Origin of the sequence: Lysinibacillus piscis (genome assembly GCF_026012395.1) — a bacterium.
Taxonomy (GTDB): domain Bacteria; phylum Bacillota; class Bacilli; order Bacillales_A; family Planococcaceae; genus Lysinibacillus; species Lysinibacillus piscis.
Window position 1 is genome coordinate 922,478 of sequence record NZ_BRZA01000001.1, and the last position, 17,942, is coordinate 940,419.

The following is a 17,942-nucleotide window of genomic DNA, read 5'->3' on the forward strand; positions in this document are numbered from 1 at the left end:
ACAGAAAAAAAGACCCTCGCTAAAGCGAGAGTCTCTATAAAATACTAATTAATTTGTTTCGATTAAACCATACTTACCATCTTTACGTTTATAAACAATATTTGTGTTATTTGACTCTGCATCCGTAAAGATGTAAAAATCATGACCAAGCATGTTCATTTGTAAAATAGCTTCTTCTTGATCCATTGGTTTTAAATCGAATTGCTTTGTACGCACAACTGCATATTCTTCTTCTGTCTCTGGTTCAGTAGCTACTTGTGAGGCAGCAAAGTAAACGCCTACCCCTTCACGCTCACGGAACTTACGGTTAACCTTTGTTTTATGTTTGCGAATTTGACGCTCTAGCTTATCAACAATTAAATCAACTGCTGCGTACATATCGTTATGGCGCTCCTCTGCACGAAGCGTTAAATTTTTCATTGGAATCGTTACTTCTACTTTTGTTTGTTTATCGTTATACACTTTTAAATTGACGTTGGCGTTTGCATTCACATCTTCGCTAAAATAACGCTCAACTTTGTCGATTTTATTTTCGACATATTCTCGAATTGCTGGAGTTACCTCAATATTTTCACCACGAATGTTATAGTTTAGCATGTAAACTCCTCCTTTATAACTGCTATACTTTATATTTCTACATAAGTGTATGAATTCCTTCTAAATTCATTCAAATTTTCACAAAAATTTTACTATAAATTATTTTTTTTCGATATTGCGATTTCTTTTTTCCGACGTGCTTTCAATTCATCGACAATCAAGTCCTCTACCTGTACTTGATCATTGAAAAATATACCATATTGCTTGCCCTTAGCAAAAGGACGTACCCAAATAACTTCACCATAGGCACGTATCTCATGTGTATCAAGGATAAATCGTACTTCAATAGGCGGTGGATTAATGCCTAAATCTACTTCACTAAACATTTTAATGCCTTTTGGACTAATATCTAATAAAGTAGCCATCGCCATTTTTTCTTTATTCACACGTCCATTTTCATAAACCGCAAAAGTCATAGGAATGGGTTCTTCAAATTTAAAGCGGAATCCTTCCTTACGTTTAAAATTCATCCTGCCACCTCATGTAATTCAAGTATGTATCAAAAAATCATCGCTATAAAGTGAACCTTCAATTAGAAAGAGCTTTGACATATAAAATAGCCGTTCCCCCTCTATTTACTTCACTTTATGCTTCAAAGTGAGGTCTTACAACCTGTTGATACAAGATAAAAGAAAGAGACCACCCCGATAAGATGATCTCTTTTGGTTTGTCTAAGCTTGTCCGTTATTGCCTGAGCCGAATTGCTGTTGTCGATTAATGCGAATAACTTCTTTCCATGTATCGCGGAATTCCGTCACAAACCCTTCAACTTCTTCAATAATCGCAGCATCATTTTTCATGTTAGCCTCTACAAGACGATGATTCATAAACTCGTAAAGGGATAACATATTTTTGGATACAGGAATATCCATGTTCAATGTTGCCATTAGTTCACTAATGATAGCTTGTGCTTTTTGGATATTTGTGTTTTTTTCTTGTATATTCTTCTCAGTAATAGCTGTCTTTGCTTTTCCAAGAAATTTCAGACACCCATTATAAAGCATTAATGTAAGCTCACCAGGGGATGCTGTTGTAACACTATTTTGTTTATATGCATTTTGCGCTGCTAAATTTGCTGCCAATAAAGGACAACTCCTTTGAACGAGTACTTTTTACTATTTTAAACCATTTATTAGACAATTACTATGAACGAAATGTTAATTCTTTTTATCATAGTACATACCATCCATTGTCCGAATATCAGAATATGGATTTTGATATTGTATCTCACTCTTTTTTGTTCTTTGAAGATTTGCCATATCTTGTTTCACTGCATTCATAACAACGACTAATCGTTCTTTAATACCATTATCCAGTTCAAGTAATGTACAATGAATACGATCTTCTTGATTAAATTGAAAACCATTTTTCATTAACATATCAATAATATCTCCACGTTTATTAAGACTATCATTAATATGCTCAATGTATCCATCCCGTTCTTCCCCAATTGGAATTTCGCCTAAAATTTTATATAAATTCGCTGACACTTGCAATAATTGATTGATTAGTTGCATATGACTCTCCTGCCTAGCTATTTAGAGATTACCTTCACTATTGACCTTGCATGAACAAACTAGATTGTTGATTTGCTTTGTTAATCGCTGATTCCATAGCAGAGAACTGTTTCCAATAGCGTGCCTCAACATCTTTCATCTTATTTTGCCAAGTTTTAATACGGCTATCCAAATCTTTCAAATTTTTTCCAATAGCATATTCTGCATCTGTCATTGTCGAACGACCAGCTTTTTTCTCAATAGATACTTCAAATGATTTCATTGCATCATAACGAAGTTTCTCTAAATAGCCACGTGTATCGACAGTTTTACCATCTATGATATCCTCTTTTTTACCAGAACTGTTTTTAAATAGCTTTTCTACGGCATCTGGGTCTTCTTCTAAAGCCTTACGCAATTTTACTTCATCAATTTCTAGTGTGCCACCTTCATTGTAATTTTTAGATGTCGTAATCCCTATATTAAAGAGTGAATTATATTTTGATCCTTCTAGTGCTGGATTTGTTTCATAAACTAATGCACGCATTTTTGAAAGCCCATCACGAATCAGTGCATCATTTCTAAGTAAACCACTTTTCGCTTTCTCATCCCATAGTTTTATTTCATTTTCCTTCATGTCTTTCTTTTGCTCTTCTGTAAGAGGCGCATAATCACGATATTTTGCTTCTTTTGTTTGACCAGAAAAATCTTTTACTAATTCATTATAAGTCGCTACAAAATCTTTAATCTTTTTCATCATGTCATCTACGTTTGAAGTAGATGCTAACGTTACAGGTGATATACTTTCAGTTGATGTACTTGTATTAAAAGTTGACTTGAGCGTAACATTATATCCATTCATTGAAAAGGTGTTACTAGTACGCTCTGTCTCAATACCATTTACCACAAATTTCGAATTTTTACCTGCTTGATTGCTTACTGCATCAATATCTAACTTTAATGCATCCTTTGCTGAACCTGTTATTTCAATACTACCCAAGCCTGTATTTTTAGCTGTAAGGGAGAATTGCCCTTTTTCAAACACCGCCGTAACACCAGCATTACTATTATTAATTTTTTTCACTAAATCTTCGACTGTCATATCAGATGTAATTTCTATTGGTGCTACATTACCATTATTTTGGGGAGATTTAATTTCAAGTGTTCCAGAAATGCCTATAGCACTTAATTTGGTTTTTTCTGTCGTTGTATTATCACCAATCTTACCACCTACTACTCGAGCAGCTGTCGCCAATTCCTCAACTTTCTCGATTGTCAATGTTCCAGATGCGCTACTTGATGCAGTTGCAGTAATTAAATTTGAGTTTGAGTTATTAACTGTTTTTGTATTGAAACTTTTTAATACTAAATTATCTGAGATATACATGTCAAACGTTTTAAGCTTTTTATTCACATCACGGTACGCATCCCGTTGCCATTCATATTTTTGCTTGTTTTGAAATAATTTATTTAGTGGAGCTCTTTCCGCACTCATTAATTTTTCTACTAAAGCATCAATATCCATCCCTGACGCTAAACCGCCAATTCGCATTACCATAAATATTCCTCCAATTATAAGTACATTTTATATTTTTTCGTCTACAATCATACCAAGCATTTTTTGCATTTCATAAAAAGCATCTAGTAATTTCTTCGGTGGAATTTCTTTAACTACTTCATCTGTCTCACGGTCCACTACTGTTATATAATAACGATCTAAGCCTTCATGATATTTAAATTTTGCAGTATTGTGATTTACTTCTAACATTGTATTCATTTTTTCAACAGCTTCTTGCACTTTTACTTTTATGTCCTCTTCATCGCTCAGTTGTTGTCCCTGTTCTACATTGAATGTCACATTTTTCATTGTAGTGTCGCTTCCTTGCTTTACTACATTTTCCACTGTTTGTGTGCTTGTAAAAATCGACTTATTCATATTTGTTGCACTCGTATCTACATTCCCTGTAATACGCATATTTTCATCCTCCTTGACTCTAATACAAATATCATTACTACTAGTATCGGATTAAAAAAAGAGAATTTCAGTTTTTTCTAAAACTAAAACTCTCTATTTTGATTATCTTTTACAATAGCAATCAGTGTACGAATTACAAATTGAATTTCCTCATCAGTCAAACTTGGATGAATTGGTAATGTTAAAGCCTGCTCATACCACTTCTCTGCTACTGGACATAACCCTTTGAAATAACCAAGTTGCTGATAATACGGGTGCCAGTAAACTGGAATATAATGTACATGTACACCAATATTTGTAGCACGCATAGCTTCAAATACATGCTTACGATTTGCACTCTTTAATTGAAGCATATACAAATGCCAACCAGATTGCGTATGCTCCAACTGTTGTGGTATTTGAATGCCTTCTACATCTTTTAATGCATTTGTGTACATAGTGGCAATATCACGGCGACGCTGTAAAAATAAATCCAGCTTTGCCATTTGTGAAATCCCAAGTGCCGCCTGCAAATCTGTCATCCGATAATTATAGCCGAGGTCTGTCATTTCATAATACCAGTCGCCTTGCTCATCTGCATAAGCCGTATGCTCAATACCATGACTACGGAATCTTAATAATTTTTTATAGTATTCTTCATTGTCAGTAACAATGACACCACCCTCTGCTGTCGTAATAGGCTTCACTGGATGAAAACTAAACATGGTCATATGTGCCTGTGTCCCAACTTTGCGCCCTTTATAGTTGGCTCCAAAAGAATGAGCTCCATCTTCAATCACAACTAAATTATGTTCCTTTGCAATTTGCATAATAGCATCCATATTTGCTGGCTGCCCTGTGAAATCAACAGGAATAATCGCTTTTGTTTTTGATGTGATTTTTGCTCGTATTTGGGTAGGGTCAATATTGTATGTTACTGCATCAATATCTGCAAATACAACTGTTCCTCCAACATATCGTACACAGTTTGCACTGGCAGCAAAAGTAATAGGCGATGTAATAACTTCATCATCTTCACCAATTCCAGTAGCATAACAAGCGCCATGTAGAGCTGCTGTACCATTACAAAAAGCTACTGCATATTTTGCACCAACATAATTTGCAACAGCCTGCTCAAACTCTAAAATTTTTGGTCCTTGCGTTAGATTAGGCGAGCGTAGCGTATCAATGACTAATTGGATATCTTCATCATCAATCGATTGTCGTCCATAAGATATAAAGTGACTGAATTTTTCCATTGTTATTCCTCATTTCGCAATGCAGAAATTATTGATGGTTCTATCCTCGACAATTTACCATCTAAAAATTGGTCTACAATATCATTGTTATAAACGTTATACACAAAGCGTAAATGCTGTGGCATCCAATCTGTTCCAATCCATAGCTTACCATTGCCTTTCTGAGGTGTATAAATTATTTTTTCTAATGGTGTACTTTGAATAATACTAATTAAATCTTCGGCTACTTGTATAACTGCCTTACATGCCACATCATGAAGTCCATCACTATAAGCTAATGTCGGGACAGCTTGATGTACAATTTCTCCAGCATCTAAACGAGTTGTTAACCGATGCACTGTCATACCTGCCCAATTTGGTCGTAGCATAAAGAATGGCCAAAATAGCGTTGTGTTGCCTTTATACCATGGTGAAAGACCACCATGAATATTCCATGAATGCTCTGGCATCACTTCTAGCAATTCCTTACTTAACATATGAACACCATAGCTAATAGCTAAATCAAATGTTTGATTTTTCACCCACTCAATTGTTTCCGCACTATTTAATGTGCTATGGGATACTTTAAATGTCAAAATGTCTGTGTGAACTGTAGCATGCCCTTGAAAATGACGTTGTTCTGCTTCATCACGATCAGCAAAATGACGGATAAAATTTTCCTCATCTATTTTTTCCAAATGAGCTGGTGGCTGCGGAACAAATTCTTCACGTACTTCTATAATATGAGCAGCTACTATACCCAATTTTGAGAGCTCGTTTACTAAATATAAATGCCTTGGATGTGAGCCTGTCAACAACAAAACTTTCATTTTCACAACTCCTGTTCTTCATAAAAAGGACCTGTTAATAACCCATGCTCCTTTAATGCTTCTATAGATATCTCATAATCTTCTAACGGATATGGTAGCGTCTTAGCTAAATCAGCTAGGCAATGCTTACCATCTGAATAATTTAAAATCGTCAGTATTTGATTTAACTGTTGACGGTTATCAATTTTTTTACTACTTGATTTCCCCCATGTTCCGGGAGCATTTATATCAGGATATAAATCATATTTTCCTAACTTCGGCTCACCAAATGGCTTTTGATTTACATAATAACCATTGAGTTCTTGTAGCTTTAATAATGTTTCAATTTCATCTACGCTTTCCAATAATGCTTCAATAGTCATTGCTTCTTTTGTATCTAATGAATTATGGTAACCAGCATATGTCCCATAAATCATTTTTGAAAACTGTCCAACTGGTAAATTAAAACCTGGAGAACAATATTGTCTTTCATCAGAACCATATAACGGTGTAAATGGACGAATTGGCATTTCATACTGTTCAAACTGATTTAAACGTGTAATTAATTCATCCATCGGCGTATTAGTAGCACGTGGCTGCTTAAATGAAAGACGGTGCTCCTTGCCACCTAAACAGGTTAATACAAGTCCAGAATACAAATTTTCTTTCAGTTGCTGTCCATACTTCCACAAATAAGTGATAGAGCCAATTGTCTCTGGTAAAAAAACAAAGCGATACGTCAATTCTCGGTTATTCCAATTTTTCAAACGATTATATAAAGCTGTTGCGACAAGCGGTCCACTTAATTCATTATTAGCCATTGATGGATGGCAAATATATGTACTAATTAACACCTCTTTAGCTGATTTCCCTGGCAACACTACTTGTGCAAGATTCAATTCACCATCTACTTTTTCACTATCAATATACACATGATATTGCCCATCCACTAAACTATCCAACTGATTTTGGCTCATGCAAAAACCCCAACGTTCCTTATAATAAGAAATTACATAAGGAACAGCATTAGGTAAATGAGGAATTGTATGTACATGCTGTTTCAATTCTTCCAACGATAACCATTGATTAATTGGTTCACTGTAATTGACAACATGTAAATTTAAATTTTTTATATCAATTACTGTATTTCCTTGTGCATCTTTAATCCACGCTTCACGAATAACCCACTCTTTTGGAATTTCCCAATCGAATACTTCTGTACCTGTTGGAATGCCTTCCATTTCTAGCGGGATATATTCTTGTAAAATACGGATTGTTTCGCGAACGCCTTCTCCTGTAATACTACGCATAATAGGAAAGAGACGATCGAATAGTTTATCTATTTCCTGTAATTCATTCATGATATAACCTCAATTTTCCTATAATTTCAAAGGTATCATCTTATTAAATTGCTCTATAAATTGAGTATATTTCAAAATACCTGTTGCTAACATCGCCTTTTGTCTGTTAATTGCGTCACTATGCAATGGTATCATACTTAAAAATAGCATACTTTCAATAAAATCTACGTATAACTTCACATAAGGATCCTGTAAAAATTGTTGCTCAAATAGTTGTACAATTTCCTTATGATGCTCCTTTGTAAAAAGCTCGAATACTATATTAGCTCCATCCTCTTGAAAATAAAATTGCTCCCGAATAATAAAATCATAATATCCACGGACAGAATGGCTTAATTTTGCCAAATCATATACTGTATCCCCATAAATCGAACGCTCTCCGAAAGAACCTCTAGGATCAATAATACGCATAATACCATTATAAATATCATACAAAATATTACTAAAACATAAATCTCCATGCATTATAGTAAATTGTTTTGGAAGTTTATGCTTTACATATTGATAAAGTTGACTATATACGTTTTCAAGAGAATTTAATATCTTTTCTAATGGCATAATTACTATATGATTAATTTTCTCTACAGTACTCACTTTTTTCAACACTTCTGGCCAATCATAACTTGTTAAACGATTCAATGTTTTTTGTACGTACATATTAAATCTTATATCGTCTATATTGACTGTCTGTTGCTGAAATTGATTAAAATGCTCTACTAGATTGCTAATTCGTTCAAAAATTAATCGCCAATCTTCAATAGGCAGATTATTAATGACGTATCGTTCTGATAATGATCGATAACTATAATACTCCATTTCAATAAACTCATTTGTATGTTCTATCGAGTAGTTAAAAATTCTTGGTACCGCATATTGTAAATCTTTAGGTAAATTAATATACCATAGTATTTCATCGATAAATTTCGCTGTATTCTTACTTCGTTTTTGTAAAATGCCCTTTTTGGCATCTAAAATAATTTCATTGAATGCTCGTGTTTGTCCTGTGGCCTCAATTAATCGATCCAAATGCCCTAAATCAATCCAACTTTCACGAGTAATTTCGATTAACTGTAATGGATACTCTCGATGATATTGTTCCAACGCAACAAATAAAGCATCTATAGTATTATTTTCAGTAAGTACCTCACATAATAGCTGCCTAAAATACATTGGTTGTTGAATATGTATAGTACCTACAACTGCAAAATCTTGCTGTGATATAGATGTTTTATCCTTAAACAGTAGCTCACCTTGATGGATAGTAACAGTTGTCCAACGCCATGCATCATTTACTTGGCATATCAATATACTATTCGGCGTATGTGCTTCAACATTATGCAGTATTGTATCGCCAAAATGGATTGTCATTTGATCTAATTCATTAAAGTGGATTTGTTGCATTAAATGATAGATTGTATGTCCTAATGTTTGTGGCTGTGCAATCTCTACTAATTCCACTTCTAATCGTGATTTTCTGACATACTGTTCTACCAGAGATTTCCCCTCACATAGCCCTACCAAAATCCTTGAATCCCTGTAATTTTTATGTACATATTGCAATATCGTTTCATTTTGATACGTTAATAGTACAGGTGGAATATGACCAAATTCCTTTCTTAAATCGGATGCTATATATTTTGCAGAAGGGATAATCACATAGTTTGTCATCTATTCAAATTCACCTCACTAAAAGCTTTATCAAATACTGTAACCTCTGCTGGTGTACCAAGTGGAATAACGTTTTGTGAAGGAATTTTCACATCTTTTATGAGCTTACCGCTACGAATCATGGTTTCATAAATTGGTGCTATATATTTTTCAACAGATGATAGATTTGAGTAAGTAACATTATAGTATTCTTTATAATCATTAGAAGAAGCAAAATAATAAAGTCCTACAGTTGCCCATTCAGATATACGCCTTTTTTCAGCAATTTCTATTACTTTATTTTGAGCATCTGATTTAGTAAAACTCCAATGAGTACCTTCAGCTGAAAAAACAGGAATCATACCATCTACTCCTTCTTCTATTTCTATTGCAGCTAAATCCTTAACATATGTATCAATATTATAGATAGCTATAGATTCGTCTTTAGTCGTTAACGCAAATAAAGCTGTTTCCGCCTGACCAGATGTGAAGTGATTAATTTTGACACAAGAATATCGTTCTATTCCTAACTGATGACACTGCTGTTGAACAAAATCTTCATCCTGTCGCAAAACAAAAACAAATTCAGCAGATGTAAACCATTTTTCTAATGATTGAAGCGACCATGTAAATAGCGTTTTATTATGGCATAATAGTTTGTATTTCGGAAGTTTATAGCCACTTTTTTTAAAGCGACTACTCTCTCCAGCCATCGTTATGATTATTTTCATAGTTGTGCATCTCTCTTCAATAAATTCATAATTTCATCATACGAATTATCAATAAATTCTCTAGGGCGAATTGCTCGATCATCTATATAAAATCCTTCATGACCACACCATGGTTTGCCAACGTGTAATTCGTCAAATGGGATATCATGTTCTTTTAACCATTCGACTAATGAAGGCAGTGTATGGACATTTATCTTCCCAATATTTCCATCAAATGTACGCATTTGTCGACTTGTATAAAGCGAAATGTGAAAACCTGTTTCCTTATATGCTCGTAACTGCGCTACAAATTCTTCATTTGGAATAGCTGTACTATAATCTCCCTTGACTTTAAGCTCTGTATAGATTGTTCCATCTATATCCACAACAAGAACTTTTCCTGTTTCAATCACGTCAAATATCCTCTATTCCAAATAAATTTTCGTTGATTTCGATAAATTCAATGAGAGATTTTGCTCGCTGTTCCCATGAATGTTGTTCTAATGCCAAGGTTTGTCCTTTAATCGCCACATTATATAGTGCTTCCTCATCCTGTAAATAATAGTTTAGGATATTTGGTGCTTTTTGAAGCTCTGTCCATTTATACAATACAATATCTTCGTTATTTGTAAATTGTTCCTCATAATAAGTACTAATATCTGAAAAAACAGCAGCTCCATTGACCATTGCAGCGAAAACCCTTTCATGCCCACCATGAACAAAATGTGTATTCGTATTTAAGACAATTTTAGCTCTCGGTAATAAATCTAACGTTTCTTCAAATGTTCCCTCTTCCTTAATCGTAAATGACTTCCATTTATCTTTCATTGAAGCCCAACCTTGTCCGTAAATAGTTACAGGTATTTCAGCCTCTGCTAATGTATTTAAAATAGAATATCTTCTCATCGCATGCACATAAGTATTAACATAAGGCATTACTTGATGTAATTTATTGAGTTGTTGTTTAGATAAATGTATATTACGTGTTGCTAACACATAATTTAATCCTTCTTCAAAGCTTATTGTATCTTGTGATAAGATTACCTCAACCACTTCATCTAATAAGTTAGCAAAATTTTCCCCATAATTCTCCCATGGTTTTTGAGGAATTCCTCTAAATGAGCCTGTAAATAACACAGGAATATCTCTTTTAGCTATGAACTCTTCTTTTGTATGAATTGTTATCGGTTTTTTCGTATTAAAATTACCACCAGGTGTCCATAATTTGGTCGCCTTAAAGTGATTTTCTGGGAAATACGTATGAACAAAATTTAGATGTCCTTTATCTAACATCATTACATAATGGTGATCAATTTTATGAGCTAATCTTTCTAAATGCATGTGTGGATGATCTACATAAGCAGCGACAAAAGGAACATTCAATAAATTATAAATACTCTTTCCTTCAATATTCATGTTCACGCCTATTCCATTAAATGCGAAAAATAAACTAATAGGCTCATTTATATATTTATCTAATGTACTGTAAGCATCATCTTGAGTTAAATCAATCACCACTGATTCATATCCTAAATTTCTTAAAGCTATATGTAATTGATCAATATGTAATCTTAATGAACCGTAGTTTGATTGACCCTTAAAAAGAATGATTCTTGACATGATTTTCTCCTCTTTCTTTAAAATAATAACTCCCAACTAAGTGGTGTACCTTTCACAACATTTTGTTTTACAGTTTTCCCTAAAACTAAATCATAATATTTAGTCGATAGTCCTAATCCAGGTCGTACATTACGTAAATTTTCAGCTGTAAGAATGTCTCCAGCCTGTAAATCTTCTCCTATATAGAGAGAGCGCCTAAATTTCGTTGAATCCTTCTCTGCTTCTGTTGGTCCATAGCTTACCTTGCCCAAGCTTTGCCACGCTCGCTCTGTTTCTTCTACAAGCATCTTTAGTTCATGTGGCTCCATCGAAAATGCCGAATCCACTCCACCATCTGTACGTGATGTTGTAAAATGCTTCTCAATAACTGTTGCTCCAAGCGTTACAGCGGCTACTGATACCCCAACCCCCATCGTATGATCAGATAAACCAATCTCCGTCTTAAACAACTCTCGCATATGTGGAATTGTTGCAAGGTTTGAATTTGCTGGTGTTGCAGGATAAGTACTTGTACATTTTAATAAAACGATTTGCTCATTGCCCTCTGCTTGAGCAGCACGCACTGCCTCATCAAGCTCGGCAGCAGTCGCCATTCCTGTTGAAATAATCATTGGCTTTCCTGTTTTCGCTACTTTACGAATTAACGGAATATCCACATTTTCAAACGAAGCTATTTTATAAGCAGGAACATTTAACGTTTCCAAAAAATCAACTGCAGTTTCATCAAAAGGTGAACTGAATGCTAATAGCCCAAGCTCATTGGCCCTATCAAAAATGGCCTTATGCCATTCCCAAGGTGTATAAGCCTCCTTATATAAATTATACAAAGAGTTACCCTTCCATAAATTAGCATCATCTTGAATAAAAAATTCTCCTGTATGTAAATCAAGCGTAATTGTATCAGGTGTATATGTTTGAAGCTTTAATGCGTCTACACCCGCCTCTGCCGCAAGATCTACTAAATGTAATGCACGCTCTAGTGACTGGTTATGATTCCCAGACATTTCTGCAATAATAAAAGGCTTTACATGTCGTCCTATTTCTTTATGTCCAATTTTTATCATTTAATCAACTCCATTATTTCATATAGCCAAGCATTTGGTTGCTGATTTGCTGTCAATTCCAATCCTTTATTGCTCATACCGTCTATCTTTATATCAGATAATAATTGATCATACGTCTCAGTTGTTACTTGCTCATGCCAACCTAAATTGACCGTAACTCCTAATGCATTTGCGTAAATAGTCGTCTCTCTTTGATTATCGGCAACAATTGTCGAACTTGAAGGAAGTCCCACGTAACAGCGCTCCCAAAGTGTGCTTCCACCAGCCCCAATAGCAAAGTCTGCTAACTGCATGAGTTTTGCCATATAGTTAATTTGACAATGATAGTGATAATTTCTCATCTTACAAATTTGTTCGATTTGTTCTTTCATAGGGTTACTGCCACCCACAACGATATCAATATGGACGAAGTTACATCTCTCTAATGCATTTAATATTTTCATTGTTTCATTCGTTGGATCGCTGCCTCCCATAAACACAAGCAAACGTTCAACTTTAGTATTGCGATGACCTAGCTGTTCTCTCTCCTGAATAAACTCATCACGCATAATTAAATATTTAGGACCAAGTAGCTTCATACAATGTGCTGGCACTTTTCCATCATAACGTGTTTCAAATTGTGCAATCACATTTTGATCTACTAACAAATCACAATCATGCTCTCTTGCTAAATCATCTATCACTACTATCTTTTGTGTGTATGGGCGAATAGCTTGTTCCCACGTCTTATCTAATTGATAATGGTCGATAATATATAAATCTGCCTGCTGTGTAGAAGTAATATTTACAAAACCTTCATTTGCCACGAAATCAATCAAATTCCCCTCTAAAGCGTCCATCCAAAATAATACCTGACACCCTCGATTACGAAGATTTTTAGCAATCGTCAAGCAGCGCATCACATGACCACTGCCGATTGCAACAGAGGCATCTGTACGAATAATAATATTCATTTCATATCACCTTATTATTTCAAATTCACTGATTTCAACTTAAGTTTAGTTTATCATACTTAAGTTCATTAGATTAAAGTCATTACATACTAAAATTTCAATAAAAATAAGGGGATTTGTTTAGTTTTCACTAAAGCAAATCCCCTTATAGCGTCTTAAATTACTGGCTTTTGCTCAATATGCGCATTAATCTGTGCAATCTCTGGATTGGCCTTCAAAAATCGAATAACCTCTTCACTCGACACTAATGGATTTTGAAAATGCTCTGCAATAGCCTTTATTAATTCATAATCTTCTTCTGTATCTAATGTAATACGAAGCTCTGGTGCTTGGCGATTCACAGGCACTTTATATGTCACAGCCTCAAACTGTTCCTTAAATTCATACGCATAATAGGTTACATGCTCACGATGACGTGGCTCTTTTCCCATCTCATCAATACGCAACAATGTATCATAAGAAATAATTTCGACTGCTAATCCACGTGGCAGCTCACCTTCAAGTAACATTACATCTTTCCGCTCTTTTGCCATTAACGCAACCATCTCACTAGCCATTTCATAATCAACAAATGGACAATCCGATGTCACACGCATTACATAGTCAGGCTCATACAGTTTCGCACACTGTACATAACGATCTAATACATCATTCTCAGAGCCACGGTAATAAGCTACCTTATGCTCTTCACACCAATTAGCAATGGCATCATCCTGTGGCAATATACTTGTTGCTACAATAACCTCTGCCACGCCTTTGATAGCACGACAGCGAGCAATATCATATGTTAACACATCAACATGGTGTAGAGGTTTTAAAATTTTTCCTGGTAAGCGGGAAGAGCCCATTCTTGCTTGAATAATCACGATTATATTCATCTCATCACCACTTTCCTTGTAAATGAAGTTAGAAAGCTTTGCCCATCCCAAGCCCCATCAAAATCAAGTGCTTGTCCAATCGGTACAATTCTGTCCAATCCACGAGAAGACACAGCTTCAATAAACGCTTGTAATTCTTGTTTTTCGATACCAAAGTAAGCCAGTGTTTGGTCTTTATCACAAATTATTGAGCTAGCATCCATTAAATTTTCCACATCGTATTCATAAAATAGCCCTCCACCACAATGCACTTCACGTACATTTGGCTCAATATGCTCAAATTGTACACGAGAATAATAAATATCACTGCTAATATGACTTACTTGCTCCTCTACTGCCAATTGAAGTGCCGTCGTATATTTTAATACTTGTGTTGCTGCAAATAGCTCATATTGTTTACTCTTAATTACTTTATCAAGTGCTGACCAAAAGTGGGCCTTAGCCTCGGTTTGTTGTTTACCTGTCCAAATAACTAACCGCGGTGATGAGCATGCCATTTGATCAAACCAAAAGACATCATTATAAAATCGCTCTACTAATGCAGCTAACTCCCCATCCTCTAAAGAAGCTACTACATCACTATTCAATGTGGCTAATGAAAAACGGTCAGGAAAGGCTAATTCATTAGCTAAAGGAGCTAACGGTATACGGCGAATTGCTTCTACTGTCGCATCTCCTCCCCAAATAACACGCGTATGACATACTGCACTAATTTGCTCTGTTGCCTGCTCCTCATGCCCATATGTACAAATAAGTGTTTGTCTAGCAATGGATTCAAACTCTGGTTTAACAAACTCCTCTAAAATAACTTGCAAAAGCACATTCAACCCATTCTGCTCCTTGCTTGAAATACGTAAAATATTGCGATTACCAGCAAGCAATGAAAGCATCCAAGAATAAACAAAAATTGTATCAACATTCGATGGTGCAATATGAAATACAGTTCCTCTTGCGCGAACAAAGGAATCTCCATGCTGTCGCTCAAATTCTTCCTGCATTTGTTTTATATTTGCCTTACGTAGCCAATAACCTAATGCCACAATTTCTGGCTGCTGACGCATATGTACAAAACGCTTTGACAATGCTTGTGTAAAAGGTATGATGTGTTTATCAAATGGACGATTGGTTGGTGTTTTTTGTAAATCATCTAATGCCTCATTAAAGGATTTTTGCAGTGGCCAAAATAACTTCATCCCTGTCCACCTCCTTGAAACGTATCACTACAACCTCGTAACTCTGCTTTTGGAATGCGCCCTGCTACTGAAAAATATTTTCCTTTCCAGCCACATGGACAATCATCTATCCCATGAACCGTTCCTAAATCCTCCGTTAATAAGGAGTGACCTGGATAACTTTTTGGTAGCTCGCTCACTACTTGAATCAATCCTTGTTCTCCAACTGCTACAGGTTTAAACGTAATCGTATCTCGAATAATTACATCTGCATAGCTCGGTGCATGTAAATATCCTTCACTACATTCCACAAAAATAGAGCCAACTTGTTCAACCATGCCGTAGTAATTATGCACTTCTTGAATACCTAACTGCTCCTGTAATAATCGATTAAAAGTTCGGGCATCCACCGCTTCATCCTTCAGTTTTTTCCAGCCACCACCATGAATTAACACACTATTAGCAAAATGAAGCGCAATATCTTTATCACGGATTTTCTTATAAATATACTGCCAAATCATAAACGTAAAGCCGAACAATAAAATACGTTGCCCCTCATATTCCTTTAAATAAGTCTGTAATCCTTCAACATCCAATGTCATATCATCGTTCAATGCATAAAAATGCTTGCGTCCGAAATTGGAAAATCCTAAAATACCAGCTCCCCTAGCACTAAATGATTTTCGGTCCTTTAGCACAGACTTCGTATCTAAAATAATCATCGGTAGACGTTTACCACCTAAAATTGGCTTCATTACTTCTACCAGTGTCTTTGTTTGTACAATAGATGTTTCCTTATCTAAATAAATTTTTGACACCTGCTGTCCTGTTGTTCCACTTGATGTTAACACTTTAACAATCTCCTCCTGTGGAACAGATTTTAAGTCCATTAGCTTAAATAATTGCACAGGCAAATAAGGGATTTCTTCTATATGATTGGCGCTAATCTGTAACTTGCTTTTTTCAAGCATTCTTCGGTATGGCTCACAATTCATCTTATGCCATGCTGTCAGCTCATTTAATTTCTCAAGCAACAGCTGCTCTTTTTCAGCTTGCGCTAAATGATATGGGACTGTCATAAACAGCGCTCCTTCAATGTTGTATAGTCTGTTTTGCCATTAGCAAATCGCGGGATAGCGTCTATTACCACCACTTTATAGGCTGTTTTGTGTAGCTTGTACAGTTGCTCAATTGCTCTCTTCACCTGCTCCATTACCTCTGTTTGCTCAATGGCTACAATTAATTTATCGTCAGAACCTGTACAAGCTAAAGGAATGTGAAAGGCTTCCTCTAGTTTCTTCTCTACCTCATCTAAATTAATACGTAAGCCAAACAACTTGATAAAACGCTTTATACGTCCTGTAATGGTGAAATAACCATCTTCATCAACCGTTGCTGTATCACCTGTATGTAAGACACCTTGTAGCTCGTCACCTTTTGCTAAATCAGCCAAATTTTCTGCATAGCCCATCATGACATTAGCCCCACGATATACTAATTCACTTAACTCCCCCTCAACTGATAACTGTCCATTTGGAATAGATATACCAATTGTTCCCGCTTTTTCAAGCACCTTATCATAAGGAATATAGCTCATTCTTGGTGCTGCCTCAGTTTGACCATACATAATATAAAAACGTTTGTCATGCTCCTTTGCATATTCAGCAAATACTCTCACTAGTTTTTCATTCAAACGCCCACCAGCCTGTGTCAACACCTTTAAATATGGCAAATCCATTTTCATAAAACCAAGACGATGTAACATTTGGTAAGTAAACGGCACACCAGCAAGTGATGTAGCTTTTTGTTCCTTCACAAGCTCCCAAAATGGCTTTTCCATCACACTCATTTCTGTTAACAAAATGGATGCACCTGCTAATAAATGACTATTCACTATCGACATTCCATAAGAATAGGAAAGTGGCAAATTCATGACTGCACGCTCATGTTCATTGATCTCCAAATACTCAATAATTGATTGTGCATTGGAACGAAGATTGTCATAGGATAAACGTACAAATTTTTGGCTACCTGTCGTACCAGAAGTGCTTAAAAGGATTGCTAAATCTGAATGAATGTCTACGTTACTCTCAATTTCTCTTACTAATTTATTAAATTTGGATGTATAGCCTTCATACTCATCCAAGCCTACAATCCAATACGGTTTATATTTACTAATAATATTATTTAGTAATTCAGGATGAATATCTGCTGCAAGTAGCATCACTGCATGTCCACTGTTCAGCCCTGAAACATAAGCGTTTAAAATATCAATCGTATTTTGACATAAAATTAAGATGAGTTGCTTTTTTGAATGAATAAATTCAATTGATGGGATTTCCTTGTAATGATATTTTTGTTGTGTTGTTATAATGGCTAAATTATGATTTTCTAAATTAAAAAAAGCCATGTGAGTCACATCCTTAAAAGATTACATATTTTT

The 17,942-nt window shown here is 35.2% G+C and carries 19 protein-coding genes; all 19 read right to left on the reverse strand.

The features are described from left to right. Positions 1-48: 48 nt before the first annotated feature. Positions 49-597 (reverse strand): ribosome hibernation-promoting factor, HPF/YfiA family, encoded by a 549-nt coding sequence (gene hpf, locus OPF91_RS04560; protein ID WP_264987501.1) that lies wholly within the window; start codon positions 595-597, stop codon positions 49-51. A 92-nt stretch (positions 598-689) separates the two neighbouring features. Beyond that, entirely contained in the window at positions 690-1,067 is a 378-nt protein-coding gene (locus tag OPF91_RS04565) for a PilZ domain-containing protein (protein WP_264987502.1), read from the reverse strand. 201 nt (positions 1,068-1,268) lie between these two features. Beyond that, complete coding sequence (gene fliS / locus OPF91_RS04570) at positions 1,269-1,679, reverse strand: flagellar export chaperone FliS (RefSeq protein ID WP_264987503.1); 411 nt, start codon at positions 1,677-1,679, stop codon at positions 1,269-1,271. A 75-nt stretch (positions 1,680-1,754) separates the two neighbouring features. Next, positions 1,755-2,114, reverse strand: coding sequence for a flagellar protein FliT (gene fliT, locus OPF91_RS04575; RefSeq protein WP_264987504.1), 360 nt, complete (start codon positions 2,112-2,114; stop codon positions 1,755-1,757). Positions 2,115-2,151: 37 nt separating this feature from the next. Next, complete coding sequence (locus OPF91_RS04580) at positions 2,152-3,651, reverse strand: flagellar hook-associated protein 2 (RefSeq protein ID WP_264987505.1); 1,500 nt, start codon at positions 3,649-3,651, stop codon at positions 2,152-2,154. A gap of 27 nt (positions 3,652-3,678) precedes the next feature. Further along, positions 3,679-4,068 carry a flagellar protein FlaG gene (locus tag OPF91_RS04585; protein WP_264987506.1) on the reverse strand — a complete coding sequence of 130 codons (390 nt, stop codon included), beginning with the start codon at positions 4,066-4,068 and terminating at the stop codon, positions 3,679-3,681. 83 nt (positions 4,069-4,151) lie between these two features. Continuing rightward, positions 4,152-5,306 carry a UDP-4-amino-4,6-dideoxy-N-acetyl-beta-L-altrosamine transaminase gene (gene pseC / locus OPF91_RS04590; protein ID WP_264987507.1) on the reverse strand — a complete coding sequence of 385 codons (1,155 nt, stop codon included), beginning with the start codon at positions 5,304-5,306 and terminating at the stop codon, positions 4,152-4,154. Positions 5,307-5,308: 2 nt separating this feature from the next. Then, positions 5,309-6,115 (reverse strand): formyltransferase family protein, encoded by an 807-nt coding sequence (locus OPF91_RS04595; RefSeq protein ID WP_264987508.1) that lies wholly within the window; start codon positions 6,113-6,115, stop codon positions 5,309-5,311. 2 nt (positions 6,116-6,117) lie between these two features. Next, complete coding sequence (locus OPF91_RS04600; RefSeq protein WP_264987509.1) at positions 6,118-7,455, reverse strand: DUF4910 domain-containing protein; 1,338 nt, start codon at positions 7,453-7,455, stop codon at positions 6,118-6,120. A gap of 18 nt (positions 7,456-7,473) precedes the next feature. Beyond that, positions 7,474-9,123, reverse strand: coding sequence for an aminoglycoside phosphotransferase family protein (locus tag OPF91_RS04605; protein WP_264987510.1), 1,650 nt, complete (start codon positions 9,121-9,123; stop codon positions 7,474-7,476). Further along, the gene (locus tag OPF91_RS04610) at positions 9,120-9,833 is read right to left on the reverse strand and encodes a glycosyltransferase family protein (RefSeq protein WP_264987511.1); all 714 of its coding nucleotides are present in this window, start codon (positions 9,831-9,833) and stop codon (positions 9,120-9,122) included. The genes OPF91_RS04605 and OPF91_RS04610 overlap by 4 nt, the downstream gene beginning before the upstream one ends. Then, positions 9,830-10,225, reverse strand: a complete 396-nt coding sequence (locus OPF91_RS04615; protein WP_264987512.1) for an HAD family hydrolase — start codon at positions 10,223-10,225, stop codon at positions 9,830-9,832. The genes OPF91_RS04610 and OPF91_RS04615 overlap by 4 nt, the downstream gene beginning before the upstream one ends. A gap of 1 nt (position 10,226) precedes the next feature. Continuing rightward, on the reverse strand, positions 10,227-11,432 hold the full coding sequence (locus OPF91_RS04620; RefSeq protein WP_264987513.1) for a glycosyltransferase family protein: 1,206 nt from the start codon (positions 11,430-11,432) through the stop codon (positions 10,227-10,229). Positions 11,433-11,449: 17 nt separating this feature from the next. After that, positions 11,450-12,496 (reverse strand): pseudaminic acid synthase, encoded by a 1,047-nt coding sequence (gene pseI / locus OPF91_RS04625; RefSeq protein ID WP_264987514.1) that lies wholly within the window; start codon positions 12,494-12,496, stop codon positions 11,450-11,452. Next, positions 12,493-13,449 carry a UDP-2,4-diacetamido-2,4,6-trideoxy-beta-L-altropyranose hydrolase gene (gene pseG, locus OPF91_RS04630; RefSeq protein WP_264987515.1) on the reverse strand — a complete coding sequence of 319 codons (957 nt, stop codon included), beginning with the start codon at positions 13,447-13,449 and terminating at the stop codon, positions 12,493-12,495. Before pseG ends, pseI begins: the two co-directional genes overlap by 4 nt. Before the next feature lie 155 nt (positions 13,450-13,604). Next, positions 13,605-14,327: a cytidylyltransferase domain-containing protein gene (locus OPF91_RS04635; protein ID WP_264987516.1), complete on the reverse strand. Its 723-nt coding sequence runs from the start codon at positions 14,325-14,327 to the stop codon at positions 13,605-13,607. Beyond that, complete coding sequence (locus OPF91_RS04640) at positions 14,324-15,520, reverse strand: acyl-CoA reductase (RefSeq protein WP_264987517.1); 1,197 nt, start codon at positions 15,518-15,520, stop codon at positions 14,324-14,326. Before OPF91_RS04640 ends, OPF91_RS04635 begins: the two co-directional genes overlap by 4 nt. Beyond that, on the reverse strand, positions 15,517-16,578 hold the full coding sequence (locus tag OPF91_RS04645) for a LuxE/PaaK family acyltransferase (protein WP_264987518.1): 1,062 nt from the start codon (positions 16,576-16,578) through the stop codon (positions 15,517-15,519). The genes OPF91_RS04640 and OPF91_RS04645 overlap by 4 nt, the downstream gene beginning before the upstream one ends. Then, positions 16,575-17,909, reverse strand: a complete 1,335-nt coding sequence (locus tag OPF91_RS04650; protein WP_264987519.1) for an AMP-binding protein — start codon at positions 17,907-17,909, stop codon at positions 16,575-16,577. Before OPF91_RS04650 ends, OPF91_RS04645 begins: the two co-directional genes overlap by 4 nt. Positions 17,910-17,942: the final 33 nt, after the last annotated feature.